Source organism: Leifsonia sp. P73, from assembly GCF_051059105.1.
GTDB lineage: Bacteria > Actinomycetota > Actinomycetes > Actinomycetales > Microbacteriaceae > Leifsonia.
The window spans coordinates 2,461,959-2,475,538 of the sequence record NZ_CP194931.1 but is presented as its reverse complement, the minus strand read 5'-3'; the positions used below and the strand labels follow the sequence as shown (position 1 = coordinate 2,475,538).

General features: G+C 69.4%; 14 protein-coding genes and 1 pseudogene. 9 read left to right on the top strand and 6 right to left on the bottom strand.

Annotated features, from left to right (window positions below):
* Positions 1-79 precede the first annotated feature (79 nt).
* Positions 80-1,270, bottom strand: coding sequence for an ROK family transcriptional regulator (locus ACQ86L_RS12685; protein ID WP_434315715.1), 1,191 nt, complete (start codon positions 1,268-1,270; stop codon positions 80-82).
* Positions 1,271-1,372: 102 nt separating this feature from the next.
* Here ACQ86L_RS12685 and ACQ86L_RS12680 point away from each other — a divergent pair, with 102 nt between their 5' ends.
* Positions 1,373-2,188 (top strand): shikimate 5-dehydrogenase, encoded by an 816-nt coding sequence (locus ACQ86L_RS12680; protein ID WP_434315714.1) that lies wholly within the window; start codon positions 1,373-1,375, stop codon positions 2,186-2,188.
* Between the two features lie 9 nt (positions 2,189-2,197).
* Positions 2,198-2,664 (top strand): annotated as a pseudogene (locus tag ACQ86L_RS12675) (MarR family winged helix-turn-helix transcriptional regulator).
* Between the two features lie 4 nt (positions 2,665-2,668).
* Here ACQ86L_RS12675 and ACQ86L_RS12670 read toward each other — a convergent pair.
* Complete coding sequence (locus ACQ86L_RS12670; RefSeq protein WP_434315713.1) at positions 2,669-2,887, bottom strand: hypothetical protein; 219 nt, start codon at positions 2,885-2,887, stop codon at positions 2,669-2,671.
* 129 nt (positions 2,888-3,016) lie between these two features.
* Between ACQ86L_RS12670 and ACQ86L_RS12665 the strand changes: the two genes are divergently transcribed.
* The 4 genes from ACQ86L_RS12665 (at position 3,017) to ACQ86L_RS12650 (ending at position 5,029) form a co-directional block, all read left to right on the top strand.
* Positions 3,017-3,430 (top strand): MerR family transcriptional regulator, encoded by a 414-nt coding sequence (locus ACQ86L_RS12665; protein WP_434315712.1) that lies wholly within the window; start codon positions 3,017-3,019, stop codon positions 3,428-3,430.
* A 189-nt stretch (positions 3,431-3,619) separates the two neighbouring features.
* The gene (locus ACQ86L_RS12660; RefSeq protein ID WP_433861917.1) at positions 3,620-3,778 is read left to right on the top strand and encodes a hypothetical protein; all 159 of its coding nucleotides are present in this window, start codon (positions 3,620-3,622) and stop codon (positions 3,776-3,778) included.
* Positions 3,779-3,969: 191 nt separating this feature from the next.
* Entirely contained in the window at positions 3,970-4,728 is a 759-nt protein-coding gene (locus tag ACQ86L_RS12655) for a hypothetical protein (protein ID WP_434315711.1), read from the top strand.
* A 31-nt stretch (positions 4,729-4,759) separates the two neighbouring features.
* Entirely contained in the window at positions 4,760-5,029 is a 270-nt protein-coding gene (locus ACQ86L_RS12650; RefSeq protein ID WP_434315710.1) for a hypothetical protein, read from the top strand.
* A 40-nt stretch (positions 5,030-5,069) separates the two neighbouring features.
* Here the strand turns inward: ACQ86L_RS12650 and ACQ86L_RS12645 are convergent, their stop codons facing one another.
* Positions 5,070-5,570 carry a response regulator transcription factor gene (locus tag ACQ86L_RS12645; RefSeq protein WP_434315709.1) on the bottom strand — a complete coding sequence of 167 codons (501 nt, stop codon included), beginning with the start codon at positions 5,568-5,570 and terminating at the stop codon, positions 5,070-5,072.
* Here ACQ86L_RS12645 and ACQ86L_RS12640 point away from each other — a divergent pair.
* Positions 5,475-6,038, top strand: coding sequence for a dihydrofolate reductase family protein (locus ACQ86L_RS12640; RefSeq protein WP_434315708.1), 564 nt, complete (start codon positions 5,475-5,477; stop codon positions 6,036-6,038). The genes ACQ86L_RS12645 and ACQ86L_RS12640 overlap by 96 nt on opposite strands.
* On the opposite strand, the gene ACQ86L_RS12635 is transcribed toward ACQ86L_RS12640, so the two are convergent.
* The 3 genes from ACQ86L_RS12635 to ACQ86L_RS12625 are packed head-to-tail and all read right to left on the bottom strand — an operon-like array spanning position 6,019 to position 8,443.
* On the bottom strand, positions 6,019-6,582 hold the full coding sequence (locus ACQ86L_RS12635) for a hypothetical protein (protein WP_434315707.1): 564 nt from the start codon (positions 6,580-6,582) through the stop codon (positions 6,019-6,021). The two genes, ACQ86L_RS12640 and ACQ86L_RS12635, sit on opposite strands and share 20 nt — an antisense overlap.
* 26 nt (positions 6,583-6,608) lie before the next feature.
* Positions 6,609-8,006: an MFS transporter gene (locus tag ACQ86L_RS12630; RefSeq protein ID WP_434315706.1), complete on the bottom strand. Its 1,398-nt coding sequence runs from the start codon at positions 8,004-8,006 to the stop codon at positions 6,609-6,611.
* Positions 8,003-8,443: a MarR family winged helix-turn-helix transcriptional regulator gene (locus tag ACQ86L_RS12625; RefSeq protein ID WP_434315705.1), complete on the bottom strand. Its 441-nt coding sequence runs from the start codon at positions 8,441-8,443 to the stop codon at positions 8,003-8,005. Before ACQ86L_RS12625 ends, ACQ86L_RS12630 begins: the two co-directional genes overlap by 4 nt.
* An 82-nt stretch (positions 8,444-8,525) precedes the next feature.
* Here ACQ86L_RS12625 and ACQ86L_RS12620 point away from each other — a divergent pair, with 82 nt between their 5' ends.
* Both ACQ86L_RS12620 and ACQ86L_RS12615 read left to right on the top strand, forming a co-directional pair.
* A complete protein-coding gene (locus ACQ86L_RS12620) occupies positions 8,526-9,782 on the top strand; it encodes an APC family permease (RefSeq protein ID WP_434315704.1) in 1,257 nt (418 codons plus the stop codon).
* 131 nt (positions 9,783-9,913) lie between these two features.
* A complete protein-coding gene (locus tag ACQ86L_RS12615) occupies positions 9,914-13,528 on the top strand; it encodes a galactose oxidase-like domain-containing protein (RefSeq protein WP_434315703.1) in 3,615 nt (1,204 codons plus the stop codon).
* Positions 13,529-13,580: the final 52 nt, after the last annotated feature.

Sequence of the window (13,580 nt, the reverse complement as noted above, 5' to 3'; positions counted from 1 at the left end):
TAAACGCTAAATTCAGTCTTGACGTCAAATAGTAAAGACAACGGATGCATAACGGTCTCCCGTGCACGGGTTACGGCACCTATTCGTTGCCGTCGAGGGCGCCCTGGATGACCAGGGCTGCGGCGCCGAGCGATTCGGCGCGGTCGCCGAGCGACGAGATCCGCACCACCGTCGTCTCGGCGATGACCGGGATGGCGTTGTGCTGGATGCCGCGCCGGATCGGCTCCAGGAGCGCGTCCCCGAGCCCGACCAGCGGGCCGCCGATGAGCACCAGCTCGGGGTTGATGACGTTCGCGATGTTGCCGATGGCCTGGCCGATCGCCGTGCCGGCGTCGCTCACGACCCGCAGCACGGCCGGGTCGCGCTCGCGTCCGCGCCGCAGGATGTCCGCCGTGCTCACCGGCGCGTTGACGCCGTGCCCGAGCGTCTCGATCATCACGCTCGTGGAGGCGATCGTCTCCAGGCAGCCGCGGTTGCCGCAGCGGCAGATCACGCCCTGCTCGGCGACCGGTGTGTGGCCGAGCTCGCCCGTGATCCCGAGGAATCCGTAGTACGGCAGGCCGTTGAGGATCAGCCCGGCGCCGATGCCGGTGCCGATCTTCACGAAGATCAGGTTGCGGACCCCGCGGTTGGCGCCCCAGGTCACCTCCGCGAGCGCGCCGAGGTTGGCGTCGTTGTCCACCACCACCGGGAACCGGAACGCGTCCTCCAGGTCGCGCAGCCGCACGCCCACCCACTCCGGGAGGATCGCGCCCTGCAGCACGGTGCCGGTGCGCCGGTCGATGGGACCGGGGATGCCGATCCCGACCGCCAGGACGGCCTGCCGGTCGTGCCCGCCGGCCGCCAGCATCCGGTCGAGGAGCTCTGCCGTCTGCCGCACTGCGCCGGACACGTCGTAGCCGAGCGGAAGCGCCATCGCCTCCTCCGCGATCACCTCGTAACCGAGGGTGGAGAGAACGATGCGCGCATGCCGCCGGCCGAAGTCCACCCCGACCGCGATGTCCCCGGTGTCGGTGAGCTGGACGAGCAGTGCGCGGCGGCCGCTGGAGGTCACCGGCGAGGTCTCCACGACGCCCTTCGCCGCCATGTCGCGGACGATGTTCGACACGGTGGCGGTGGAGAGTCCCGTCCCGCGCGCCAGCTCAGCCTGGGTGGATGGTCCGTTGGCCAGGAGGAACTCGACGAGCCGCTCCTGGTTCAAGTGCCTCAGCGCGCCTTGCGACCCGGGATTGCGTGCGCCACGCGAGGGAAGACCCTGAGTGGCGGTCATGCGATAAGAGTGAATGAAGTCTGAGATGTAGTCAAGTTGTGAACGTAACGGTTGGATAGGGACGGCTGCGAAGGTGTTCAGGCGCCCTGCCACAATGGACGCATGCCCATCCTGAACAAGGACATGCAGGTCTGCATCTCGCTGTCCGGCCGCCCGAGCAACATCGGCACCCGGTTCCACAACTTCCTGTACGACGAGCTCGGACTGAACTTCGTCTACAAGGCGTTCACCACCGACGACCTGGAGGGCGCCGTCCGCGGCATCCGCGCGCTCGGCTTCCGCGGCTGCTCGGTGTCGATGCCCTTCAAGGAGGCCATCATCCCGCTGGTCGACAACCTGGAGCCGTCGGCGCTGGCGATCGAGTCGGTCAACACCGTCGTCAACGAGGACGGGCTGCTCACCGCCTCCAACACCGACTACGAGGCGGTGGCCCAGCTCCTCTCCGAGCACGCGGTCGATCCCGCGTCGCGCGTCGTCGTCCGCGGGTCCGGGGGCATGGCCAAGGCGGTCGTCGCGGCGTTCCGGGGCGCCGGGTTCGACGACCTCACGGTGCTGGCCCGCAACGAGGAGGCCGGCACGGCGCTGGCCGGCAAGTACGGGTACGCCTGGACGGGGAGCGAACCCGAGCCGGACTTCGACGTGATCGTGAATGTCACCCCGCTCGGGATGCGCGGAGCCGACGAGTCCGCGCTGTCGTTCGGCGACGCGTTCGTGGAGCGCTCGTCCGTCGTCTTCGACGTCGTCGCGTTCCCGTCCGAGACGCCGCTCATCGCGGCAGGGCGGGCGGCGGGCAAGCGACTGATCACCGGCGCGGAGGTCATCGCCCTGCAGGCGGCACGCCAGTTCGAGCGGTACACCGGGGTGGCGCTCACCCCGGACCAGGTGATGCGGGCGTCCGAGTTCTCCCGGGCCGAGTGATCAGGCAGCATGGCCGGCCCGGAGCCTAGACTTACCGACGTGTCCGAAGACCTCCTCGCCCTGGAGAATCAGGTCTGCTTCGGCCTCGCCGTCGCCGCGCGGAGCGTCATCGCGCTGTACCGGCCCGTGCTGGAGCCCCTCAACCTGACCCACCCGCAGTATCTGGTGATGCTCGCCCTCTGGGAGCGCGAGCCGCGGTCGGTGAAGGAGCTCAGCGACGCGCTGCAGCTCGAACCGGCCACCCTCTCCCCCTGCTCAAGCGGCTGGAGGCGAACGGCTACGTCGAGCGCAGGAGGAGCTCGTCCGACGAGCGCGCGCTGGAGGTCACCCTCACGCGCGCCGGACGCGAGCTGCGCGCCGAAGCCGAGAAGATCCCGCCGCGGATCGTGGAACGGCTCGGCCTGCCGGTGGACGACATCGTGAACCTGCGCGAGAGCCTGCGGACGATCATCGCGGCGGCCGTCCGGTCGTCCTGAGCGGTCAGGCGGCGATCGGGCAGACCAGCCGGCTGGCGTCACGCTGACCCTCGGGCCGCAGCACGGAGTGCTCGGTCATCGGGCGCCCGCAGATCGGGCACGGCGCGGCCGGCGAACGGAGATCGGGGCCTTCTGGATGTCCGGCGCCGAGCTGCGCGGGACCGGCCACGCGGATCAGCTTGGCGTTCCAGTTCGCGTACCACTGCGCGAAGCGACTGGACATCTCGACTCTCCCATCGACGCCCCGAATAGTTAGGGCACTAACTAATAGTGTAGCGCGATTCGACCATGACCCGAGGGTCAGGGTTTACGCTGACGGCGAAGCGAATCATCCCGGCTCAGCGAGGTGAACATGCAGATCGGCGAACTGGCCGGCCGCGCCGGCGTGACGGTGAAGGCCGTCCGGTACTACGAGCGCCTCGGACTCGTCGCGCCCGAACGTCTGCCGAACGGCTACCGCGACTACGACGACGCCCAGCTGCGCGCGGTCCGGGAGATCCGCGAGCTGGCGGCCACCGGCATCCCCCCGGGGAAGGCCGCGCCGTTCATCGCCTGCCTCGGCTCGGGCCACGCCCGCAGCGACGAGTGCCCCGCCTCCGTCGCCGCGTACCTCGACGGCCTCGCCGAGGTGGAGGCCGCGATCGCGGTCCTGGAGGCCCGCCGCGAGCAGCTCGCCCGGCGCCTCGCCTCGGCGACCGCCGACGTCCCGCAGGCGCCCGACACCGGGTACGGCTGCACGGTGTCCGGAGATCATCCCCAGGGATGACCCGCTCCCGACCATCGACCGATGCCCCCTGCGCCCTCCCCCGCTTGACTTGATGTCGTGGCCGGTTCGCCCGGCGGACGGCCACTCATCAGCCGGACGGGGGTCCGGCCGAGGAGGGGAGACGATGACCACACTGGAGCACCGCCACCACCAGGGGGCCTGGTGCGAGCACGGGGAACGCTCGCTGGAATGGCGGACAACGCCTACCTCAGGCTGCTCTCCGCGCTGGTCATCCTCGCGGCCGGCGCCGCGTCACTGGTTCTCGTGATCGGATTCGCGCTCGACGTGGTCGTGCCGCTGGTCTTCGGGAACGAGTTGCGGGCGCTGGCCGTGCTCCTCCCGCACTGAGCCGCGATGCCGATCGACAGTCAACAAAGACTACAGTTTCGTACCATGTTTTAGATTTCAATTCTTCTTACCATTCGAGAGAGAGGCCTTCTTGGGCCGCGCACGAATGAGTGAGAGGAACGTCGATGAAGCGTTGGAAACGTTCGGCCCGGATCGAACCAGATGCTGGGAGGCCGAGGCGATCCCGCCTCATGATCGGCGCATTGACGGTCGCGCTGATCGGATCACTGACGCTTCCTGCCGCGCAGCCGGCGAATGCGGCAGCCACTCCCATCCTCGACAGCTACCTCTCGAATATCTCGGTCACCTCGTTCCAGGATCCGAACTTTCCTACGCACCCAGGTGTCAACATTCAGTACAACCGGCTTCGAACCCTCGACAAATCTGTCGGAATCCAGGTTTCCATCAACTATCCCCGTGCAGCTCGGACCAGCGCGGTGATAAATTCCTGGGCGGTCTATGGGGCTGCGGGAACCGGCGGGAACAAACAAGGTGCCGGTGTGCCGATTCTCGGCCCGCTACGGATAACGTTCTCACTTCACGTCCCCGGCGTGAATGAAGAGAAGGACTTCTACGTTCTGAACTCGCCAGGATCGAGGACTGTCGTGACGAACGTCGATGCCGCATTGGCGACTGCCAATGTGCTGGCACAACACGTCCCCGGCGTGGCGTTGATGTTCCTCCCCGCAACAAAGGTCATCAAAGTGCTCGGAACCACCGTGGAAGGTTGGACCATCTATTCCGACATTTCCAAGGCACTGACCGGAGCCTACAATCCGTGTCCACCACTCGTGGTGGGTCAGGTTGTAGTGACGACGACCTCACCCACCATCAGCGGAGACACTCTGATCTACAAGGCAAACACCAAAGTCTGGGTCAACCACGCAACGCGAGCATCGGGCGGCGCATCGCCTTGTAACATATCTTATGAAATGCTCAGTTACAACTGATCAAGCCCTCTAGCTCGATACGGTGGTTCGCATGACCAACCACGAGTCCCCCAGCCGGCCCCGGCGCCTCGCTCAGCGGATTGCTGGGTTCGTCGGCGGCCTGATCGGTCTCGCTATTTGGTATGTCCTGTGGCAGTCGTTCACCGCCACGACATCGCCCGACAAGCTGGCGGAGCTAGCCTCCAAGCCCCCGTTCGTTATGATCCTCACGACATCAGCGATCGGGTGCATCCTCCTGGTCGGCATTTCGGCTAGCTGGCTGACCAGCTTGGCAACAGGCTTGTCGCGTCCCAGGGCTTAGTCGAGAGCGAGAGCCTCCGTGATTCACGGGGGCTCTCGCTTTACGGTTCGCCGCGCACAGTTCTTGTCGGCATTACCCGAATCTCGCCGGCGACGCATCCGGTTAGCGTTATCGGCCAATACGTAACATCCAGCAGACCAGCCACGACAGCGCGCGCTACGATTGCTGGTCGGTTCCGGGCCTCCAAACGATCTTGAAGCGCCGAGATGTGGTGGGCAACAGTGTGGACGGTAGTCGAGAGTTCTTCAGCAATCTCTCGGTGCGTCAGCCCGTGCGCAAGCCGGACGAGTACTTCGGCCTGTCTTTTGGTGATTCGTACCGACAATCGCGATCTCCAACCCGGTGAGCCACACTGCCCATAGATATCTAAAATGCTAAAACTGACGCCGTGGGTCTGCAAGACCGAGCCCTGTCCCCCGGCGCCCCGGAGGCCTAGAGTCGCCGCATGTCGCTCGTCTTCTCGGCTCTCGCGTCCCTCGACGGCTACACCGTCGACACCTCCGGCTCGTTCGACTGGGCCGCGCCCGACGAGGAGGTGCACGCCGCCGTCAACGCCCGCGAGCGCGGCATCGGCACCTACCTCTACGGCCGGCGCATGTTCGAGACCATGCACGTGTGGCAGAACATCGGCTCCGGCGACGAGCCCGCGGTCATGCGCGAGTACGCGGACATCTGGCGCGACGCCGACAAGATCGTGTACTCGTCCTCGCTCACCGGTGTCACGACGCCCCGCACCACGGTCGAGCCGGTGTTCGATCCGGCCGCCGTCCGCGCGCTGGTGGAGGCCGCGCCCGGCGACGTGTCGATCGGCGGCCCGACGCTCGCAGCGGAGGCCTTCCGCGCCGGACTGGTCGACGAGGTCGTGCTCTACCTCGTCCCGGTGTCCGTCGGCGGCGGCACGGCCGCGCTGCCGACCGATCTCATGCTCGACCTCGAACTGCTGGAGGAGCGCGCCTTCCCGGCCGGGACGGTGATGCTGCACTACCGGGTCAGCGCACCCGCAGCGTGACGCTGGGCCGGTCGAGCGCGGCCTCCAGGTCCTGCAGCGTGACGCCGTGCTCGCCGAGGATGGCGACCGGGTAGAAGAAGGCGTCGTACCCGGTTCCCGTGCCGGGCAGCTCCACGCCGTCCGACTCGAACGGGAGGGGGTGGCCGGAGGTGCGGGTCACCAGGTCGCCGTCGTCGCCCAGCTCCACCGAGACCGAGCGGGTCGGCGCGCCGCGCTCCAGGAAGCTCCAGCTCATCGCCGGCAGCCGCACGTCGATCGTCGCCCGGTAGAGGTCCCGCTGCTCGCTGAGCAGGCCGGCGGCCCAGCCGACCGTCTCGCTGGCGCCGTGCAGCAGCATCCAGCCGTTCATGGCGGAGGTGAGGACGAGCAGCCCGGAGCCCTCACCGAGGTGCGGGTTCTCGCACCAGGAGAACTGCTCGTCGAGGATCGCGGCGTCCAGCTCGGTCGCGACGCCGCGCGCGGGACCCGCGGGCAGGAAGATCCAGCTCCCGCTCGCGAACACGTCGAAGAGCGGCTCGCTCAGCACCGGGACGTCCTCGGACACGTGAGGATTCTACGGCGCGGCGGTGATCATGCGCCGGTCGCGAGCCGGTCCACCCGGCGCAGGGAGCGGTCCACGAGCGTGATCACCAGGAACAGCGCGCTCGCTCCGAGCATGAACCAGGCGAGGTCGTGCAGCCCGCCGGTGTCCGCCGTCGTGTGGAAGAACGCTCCGGTCGCCGCCGAGGCGAGCATCGCCCCCAGGTACATGAAGGTGCGCAGCAGTCCCGACGTCGCGCCCATCCTGGCCGGGTCGGCCTGGTGGTAGAGCGTGTTCTGGATGGCGAGGTTCACCAGGCCCTGCGGGATGCCGGTGACGATCGCGATGAGCACGAGGAACCAGATCGCGGCCTCCGCTCCGACCAGGAGCAGCAGCAGCGCCATGACGATCTGACCGGCCGCGCCGACGATGAGCTTCCACCGGATCTCCGGCTTGCGCCCGAAGAGCGACGCGACCACGATCCCGACGCCGAACGTCGGCAGCAGGATGAGGCCGGCAGCCGCCGGCGACAGGCCGCGGCCGCCCTCCAGCCACTGCGTGAACCCGTAGAGGTAGCAGTACGAGACGGTCGCGGCGAGCACGCCGCGCGCGTACGTGACCAGCAGCGGGATGTTGCCCGCGAACACCCGCACGTCGATGAACGGGTCGGGGCGGCGCAGCTCCCAGAGCGCGAAGGCCGCACCGAACACCGCGGCGAGCGCGAGCAGCCAGAGCTGCGCGAGGTGGATGTTCATCAGGAAGAGCAGGAGGCTGACCAGCGTGCCCGCGAACAGCGCGACGCCGAGGTAGTCGAGCCGTCCCCGCGCCGGCCGGCTGGCGTCCAGCGCCGTCGCCTTCGGGAGGAAGAGCAGGCTGAGCACCAGCGACGCGATCGCCAGCGGGATGTTCACGGCGAACGTCGCCCGCCAGCCGCCCACCTGGATGAGCAGGCCGCCGAGCGTCGGCCCGATGACCGCGATGGTCTGGGTCGTCACCGACAGCGCCGTCAGCACGCCTGCCGGGCTCCGCATCCCCGTCCGGGTCGCCTCGCTGCGGATCAGGTACATGGCCGCGGGGTAGCCGGCGCAGGTGCCGAAGCCGAGGATGACGCGTGCGATCACCAGCACCGCGATGTTCGGTGCGAACACGCCGATCACCCCCGCCAGCCCGGTCAGGATCGCGCCGGCGATGGACAGCCGCCGCGGCCCGAACATGTCCACCAGACGGCCGACGAGCGGCTGCCCGATCGAGGTCGCCAGGTAGAGGGAGGACACCAGCCACGCCGTCTCGGAGGCCGGCGCGCCGAGGGCCGTGGCGATCGGCACGAGCGCGACCGCGATGATCGACGAGTTGACCGGGTTGAGCACGGCGCCGATCATCATCGGCGCGAGCAGCCGCCTGTCGAACCGGTCCGCGGGGCCCGGCCTGGCGGCGATGAGGTCGATCACGCGCGCACCAGCTTCTCGATCAGCGCCGTCGCCGCGAGCATGGTCTGGCGCTCCTCCTCGGTCAGCCGCTCCTCCATCGCGTGCGCGAGCCACTCGCGCCGGGCATCCAGGTTGCCGCTCTCGGCCTCCCGCCCGGCGTCGGTCAGCGAGACGAGCTGCCGCCGGCCGTCGGTGGGGTCGGGCGTGCGGACGACGAGGCCGAGCTCCTCCAGCGACGCGATGGTGGTGGCCATCGACTGCGGGCGGACGCCCTCCAGCTCCGCCAGACGGGAGGCCGTGCTGCCCTCGCCCTTGCCGATGCGGGCGAGCACCGACGACTGCTGCGCGCTGAGACCGGCTGGCTCGGTCGCCACCTCACGCATCCGGCGGCGGAGTCGCGCGAAGGCCACGCGGAGGTCGAGTGCGGCGCGGATGGAGGACGGGGAGGGATCGGGCATATCGACAGTCTAGCTGTTCAGTTCCAACTGTGCAGTTCAGACTGTCTAATTCTGTTCACGCGCGGCGACTAGGCTGCCGCCCGTGACCGCGCCCGCATCCCCGCCGCCCGGCGCGCTCGCCCGGCGGCTCACCCTCGGCGACGCCGTGATGATCGGCCTCGGCTCCATGATCGGCGCCGGGATCTTCGCGTCGTTCGGCCCCGCTGCCGCGGCCGCCGGCGTCGGGCTGCTGGTCGGCCTGGTGATCGCCGGCTTCATCGCCTTCTGCAACGCGACCTCCTCCGCCCAGCTCGCGGCACAGTACCCGACCTCGGGCGGCACGTACATCTACGGGCGCGAGCGGCTGGGCGAATGGCCGGGCTTCGTCGCCGGCTGGTCGTTCGTGGTCGGCAAGACCGCCAGCTCCGCCGCCATGGCGATCACGTTCGCCACGTACGCGGTGCCTGCGGCCTGGGTGAAGCCCGTCGCCATCCTCGCGGTCGTCGTGCTGACGCTCGTCAACACGCTCGGGATCACGCGGACGGCGCTCCTCACCCGCGTGCTGGTGGGAGTGGCCCTGCTCGCGCTCACCGTGGCCGTGGCGATCGGCTTCACGCACACCGCGGCGAGCGCCGCAGCCCCAGGCACCGCGCCGACGGTCTACGGCGTCCTCCAGTCGGCCGGCTTCCTCTTCTTCGCGTTCGCCGGCTACGCCCGGATCGCCACGATGGGCGAGGAGGTCGTCGACCCGGCGCGCACCATCCCGCGCGCGATCACGACCGCGCTCACGATCGCGCTGGTCGTCTACACGCTCGTCGCGGTGTCCGCCCTGCACGCCCTCGGCGCCGCAGGACTCGCGTCGGCCGCCGCCCCGCTCAGCGCGGTGGCCGACACCGCGGGAGCGGCCTGGCCGGGCGTCGTGATCCGCATCGGAGCGGCGGCCGCGGCACTCGGCGCCCTGCTCGCGATGATCGCCGGCATCGGGCGCACCAGCCTGGCGATGGCGCGCAACCGCGACCTCCCCGGCTGGTTCGCCGCGGTCCACCCGCGCTTCCACGTGCCCTACCGCGCCGAACTGGCCCTCGGCCTGGTGGTCTGCGTGCTCGTGGCGGTGACAGACCTCCGCGGCGCGATCGGCTTCTCGTCGTTCGGCGTGCTCCTCTATTACGTCGTCGCGAACCTCTCGGCGTGGACGCAACAGAAGCCGCATCGGCGCTACCCGCGAGCGTTGGCCGTCGCGGGAGCGACGGGGTGCCTGGTGCTGGTGGTGACGCTGCCGGTGGCGTCGATCGTGGCGGGGATCGTGGTGCTGGCGGTGGGGGTCGCCTACCGAGCCGTCCGGCTGAGGCTCGCGCGGTAAGCCGAGCACGTCGAGGGTCGCGTCGTGTGCGCGCGATCATGGCCACGATGCTCAGGCGCAGCCCCCAAAACTATTTACATCGGGCGGCGATCGGAGGAACCTCGCAGGTATCGATTTAGTGAGGTTCAGTCATGTTAATCGCTCATCGGAGCCGCCTCCTCGCCCTCGCCGCCCTCGCCGGCCTGGTCGGGCTCTCCCTCGGGCCGGTCTCCACGGCGACCGCCGCATCCACTCTCGCCACCGATGCCGTGGTCAGCGGACACCAGACGGGCTCCTCCTCCACCGTCGTGTCGCCCGTGTTCAGCACGGCGCAGAGCGGAGAGCTGCTCCTGGCCTTCCTCACAGCCGACGGGCCGGCGACGGCAGGGAGCGAGACGTTCTCGGCGGTCACCGGCGCCGGCCTCACGTGGCAGCTTCGCAAGCGCGCGAACGCCCAGTACGGGACCGCGGAGATCTGGCAGGCCGTCTCGAGCAGCGCGATCACCAACGCCACGGTCACAGCCACCCACGGGGGCTCGGGGCTCGCGGCCATCACGGTCGTCAGCTTCACCGGCGCCGACACGACCACGGCGGGCGCCGTCGCCGGCTCGAGCGGTGCAACAGGCGCGCCCTCCACCGCGCTCACGACCACACGCTCGGGGTCGTGGGTCTGGGGAGTCGGCGACGACTGGGACACCGCCACGGCACGCACGGTCGGATCGGGCCAGACCAAGGTCGACGAAGACCTCGCGCCCTCCGGGGACACGTTCTGGACTCAGCGCCAGACCTCGGCCACCACCGCGACCGCGCCGGCGAGCGTCACCATCAACGACAGTGCGCCGACGACCGACCGGTGGAACCTCGCCGCCATCGAGGTCCTGCCGGCGAGCGGCCAGGACACGGTCCCGCCCAGCGTCGCGATGACAGCTCCGACGGGCGGCAGCACCGTGGCCGGCACCGTGGCGGTGTCGGCGAACGCCACGGACAACATCGGGGTCGCCTCGGTGCAGTTCCTGCTCGACGGCACTCCCCTGACCCCGGTCGTCACCGGCTCCCCGTACACGATCCAGTGGGACAGCACGTCCGTCGGCAACGGGAGCCACGCCTTGTCCGCGATCGCCCTCGACGGCGCCGGCAACCAGGCCACCGCGTCGCCCGTCACGATCACCGTGAACAACACCGCGAGCGATCCGTCCGTCGTGGGATCCTGGGGGCCGGTCGCCCCGTGGCCCGAAGTCTCGATCCACGCGGCGCTCACGGACACCGGCAAGATCCTCACCTGGCAGGGCGACTTCACCCAGAACGGTCAGCAGTTCCTCCTCGACCCGGTGAGCGGCGACTACATCCAGGTCCCGAACGGCGCCGTCGACCTGTTCTGTTCGGGCCAGGCCGTGCTCGCCGACGGACGGATCGCCGCGATCGGCGGCACCGCGACGAGCGGCGGCCTCGGGATCACGGCGGTGAACGCCTTCGATCCGGGCACCCAGACCTGGCAGGCCCTGAAATCGATGAACCACCCGCGCTGGTACCCGACGGGCACGACGCTCGGCGACGGCCGCGTCCTGGTCACCTCGGGATCGAACACCAGTTCCACCGACATCGTCCGGATCCCGGAGGTCTACAACCCTCCAACCAACACGTGGACCGACCTCACCGCGTCGAGCAATAACATTCCCTACTACCCGTTCATGTACCAGCTGCCGGACGGCCGGGTGCTGCAGGCCGGTGCGTCCGAACAGGCGACGTCGACCCAGGCCCTGGACGTCGCGAAACAGCAGTGGACCACCATCGACAGCCAGGTGCTGGACGGCGCGTCCATCACCAACTACGCCCCCGGAAAGTTCCTCAAGGCGGGCACCGCCTCCGACGGCGGCTTCGCCGGCATCTCCGCGAACACCGCATACACCCTCGACATGAACCAGCCGAACCCGGCCTGGAAGGCGACCGCCTCGATGGCCTACCCGCGCAGCTTCGTCGACCTCACCAACCTCCCCGACGGAACCGTGCTCGCCACAGGCGGCGGAACCGACAAGTCCGGGCAGGACGTCTCCAAGGCGGTGAAGCCGGCCGAGATCTGGAACCCGGCCACCGGGACCTGGACGACCGTGGCCGCCCTGACCGCACCGCGGCTGTACCACTCGGTCGCGCTCCTGCTGCCCGACGGACGCGTGTTCGTCTCCGGAGGCGGCGGCGACACCGGCGTGGCCAACCAGCTGAGCTACCAGATCTACTCGCCGCCCTATCTGTTCAAGGGGGCGCGGCCGACCATCACCTCCGCTCCCTCGACCGTCCAATACGGCGCGAGCGCCCTCATCCAGACTCCGGATGCGGCCGACATCGCTTCGGTGTCGCTGATCCGGACCGGCTCGGACACCCACGCGTTCGACCAGAACACCCGCGGGATGCAGCTGTCCTTCACCCAGACCGTCGGAGGGCTGAGCGTGCAACTCCCGCCGAACGGCGATTGGGCGCCCCCCGGGTATTACATGCTCACGATCGTGAACGCGAAAGGCGTCCCGTCCACTGCCGTGATGGTGCGATTCCCCGCGCCCTCCGAAGACACCGTCGCACCTTCCGCGCCCGGCGCACCGACGGCCACCGGAGCGGTCGGAAGCGTGACGCTGGGCTGGACCGCCTCCACCGACAACGTGGGAGTGACCGGCTACCAGATCTACCGCTCCACGACCTCCGGCTTCGCCCCCGGCGCCGCGAACCTGGTGAAGCAGGTCGACGGCGCCACGACCGGCTACACGGATGCGGGCCTCGCGCCCGGCACCTACTTCTACCGGATCGAGGCGGTGGACGCGGCCGGAAACCTGAGCCCGCCCTCGCCCGAGGTCTCAGGGACCGCTCTCCCCGACACCACCGCTCCCTCCGCACCGGGCAACCTCGCCGCCTCCGCCTCAGTGAGCGGCATCGCCCTCACCTGGACCGCGAGCACCGACGACGTGGGCGTCACCCGGTACAACATCACCCGGAACGGCTCGCCGCTCACGACCACCACCGGGACGGGTTACACCGACGCCGCCGTCGTGGGCGGTACCTCCTACACCTACACGGTGACCGCGCAGGACGCGGCGGGGAACGTCAGCGCAGCCTCCAACAGCGTCACGCTCACCGCGGCCTCCGGCCCCCGGGCGATCACCGTCGACAAGCTCGTGACGAAACACCAGGGCACGGCCGCATCGACGGTCGCGGTGACCGGCCTGACGACCACGGGCACGAACGAGCTGCTCCTCGCGTTCGTCAGCTCCGACGGTTCGAGCGCCGCGCAGCTCGGCTCGGTGACCGGAGGCGGCCTGACCTGGACGCTGCGCCAGCGCTCCAACGGCCAACCGGGCACAGCGGAGGTCTGGCAGGCAGTGGCGCCGGCGCCGCTCTCGAACGTGACCATCACGGCCACCCAGAAGGCCGGATCCTGGCAGTCGTCCCTCACGGTCGCCGGATTCCTCGGCGCCGACACCACCACCGGAGCGGTCATTGCCGCGAACGGCGCCGGCGGCGCTCCGAGCGCGACCCTCACCACGGCCCGCGCCGGGTCCTGGGTGTGGGGCGTCGGGACCGACTGGACCGCCGCCCGAGCACGGACGACTGGCCCCGGCCAGACTCTCGTCGACCAGTACCTCTCCCCCTCCGCGGACACCTATTGGCTGCAACGGACGACCACCCCGACGGCGACCGCGGGCACCGCGGTGACCATCAACGACACGGCGCCGACGACCGACCAGTGGGATCTGGCGCTGATCGAAGTCCTCCCGGCGCCGTGACGCGCCCGGGCCTGATACACGCAGAAGACCCTGATGAACCCCAGAAGGCCCT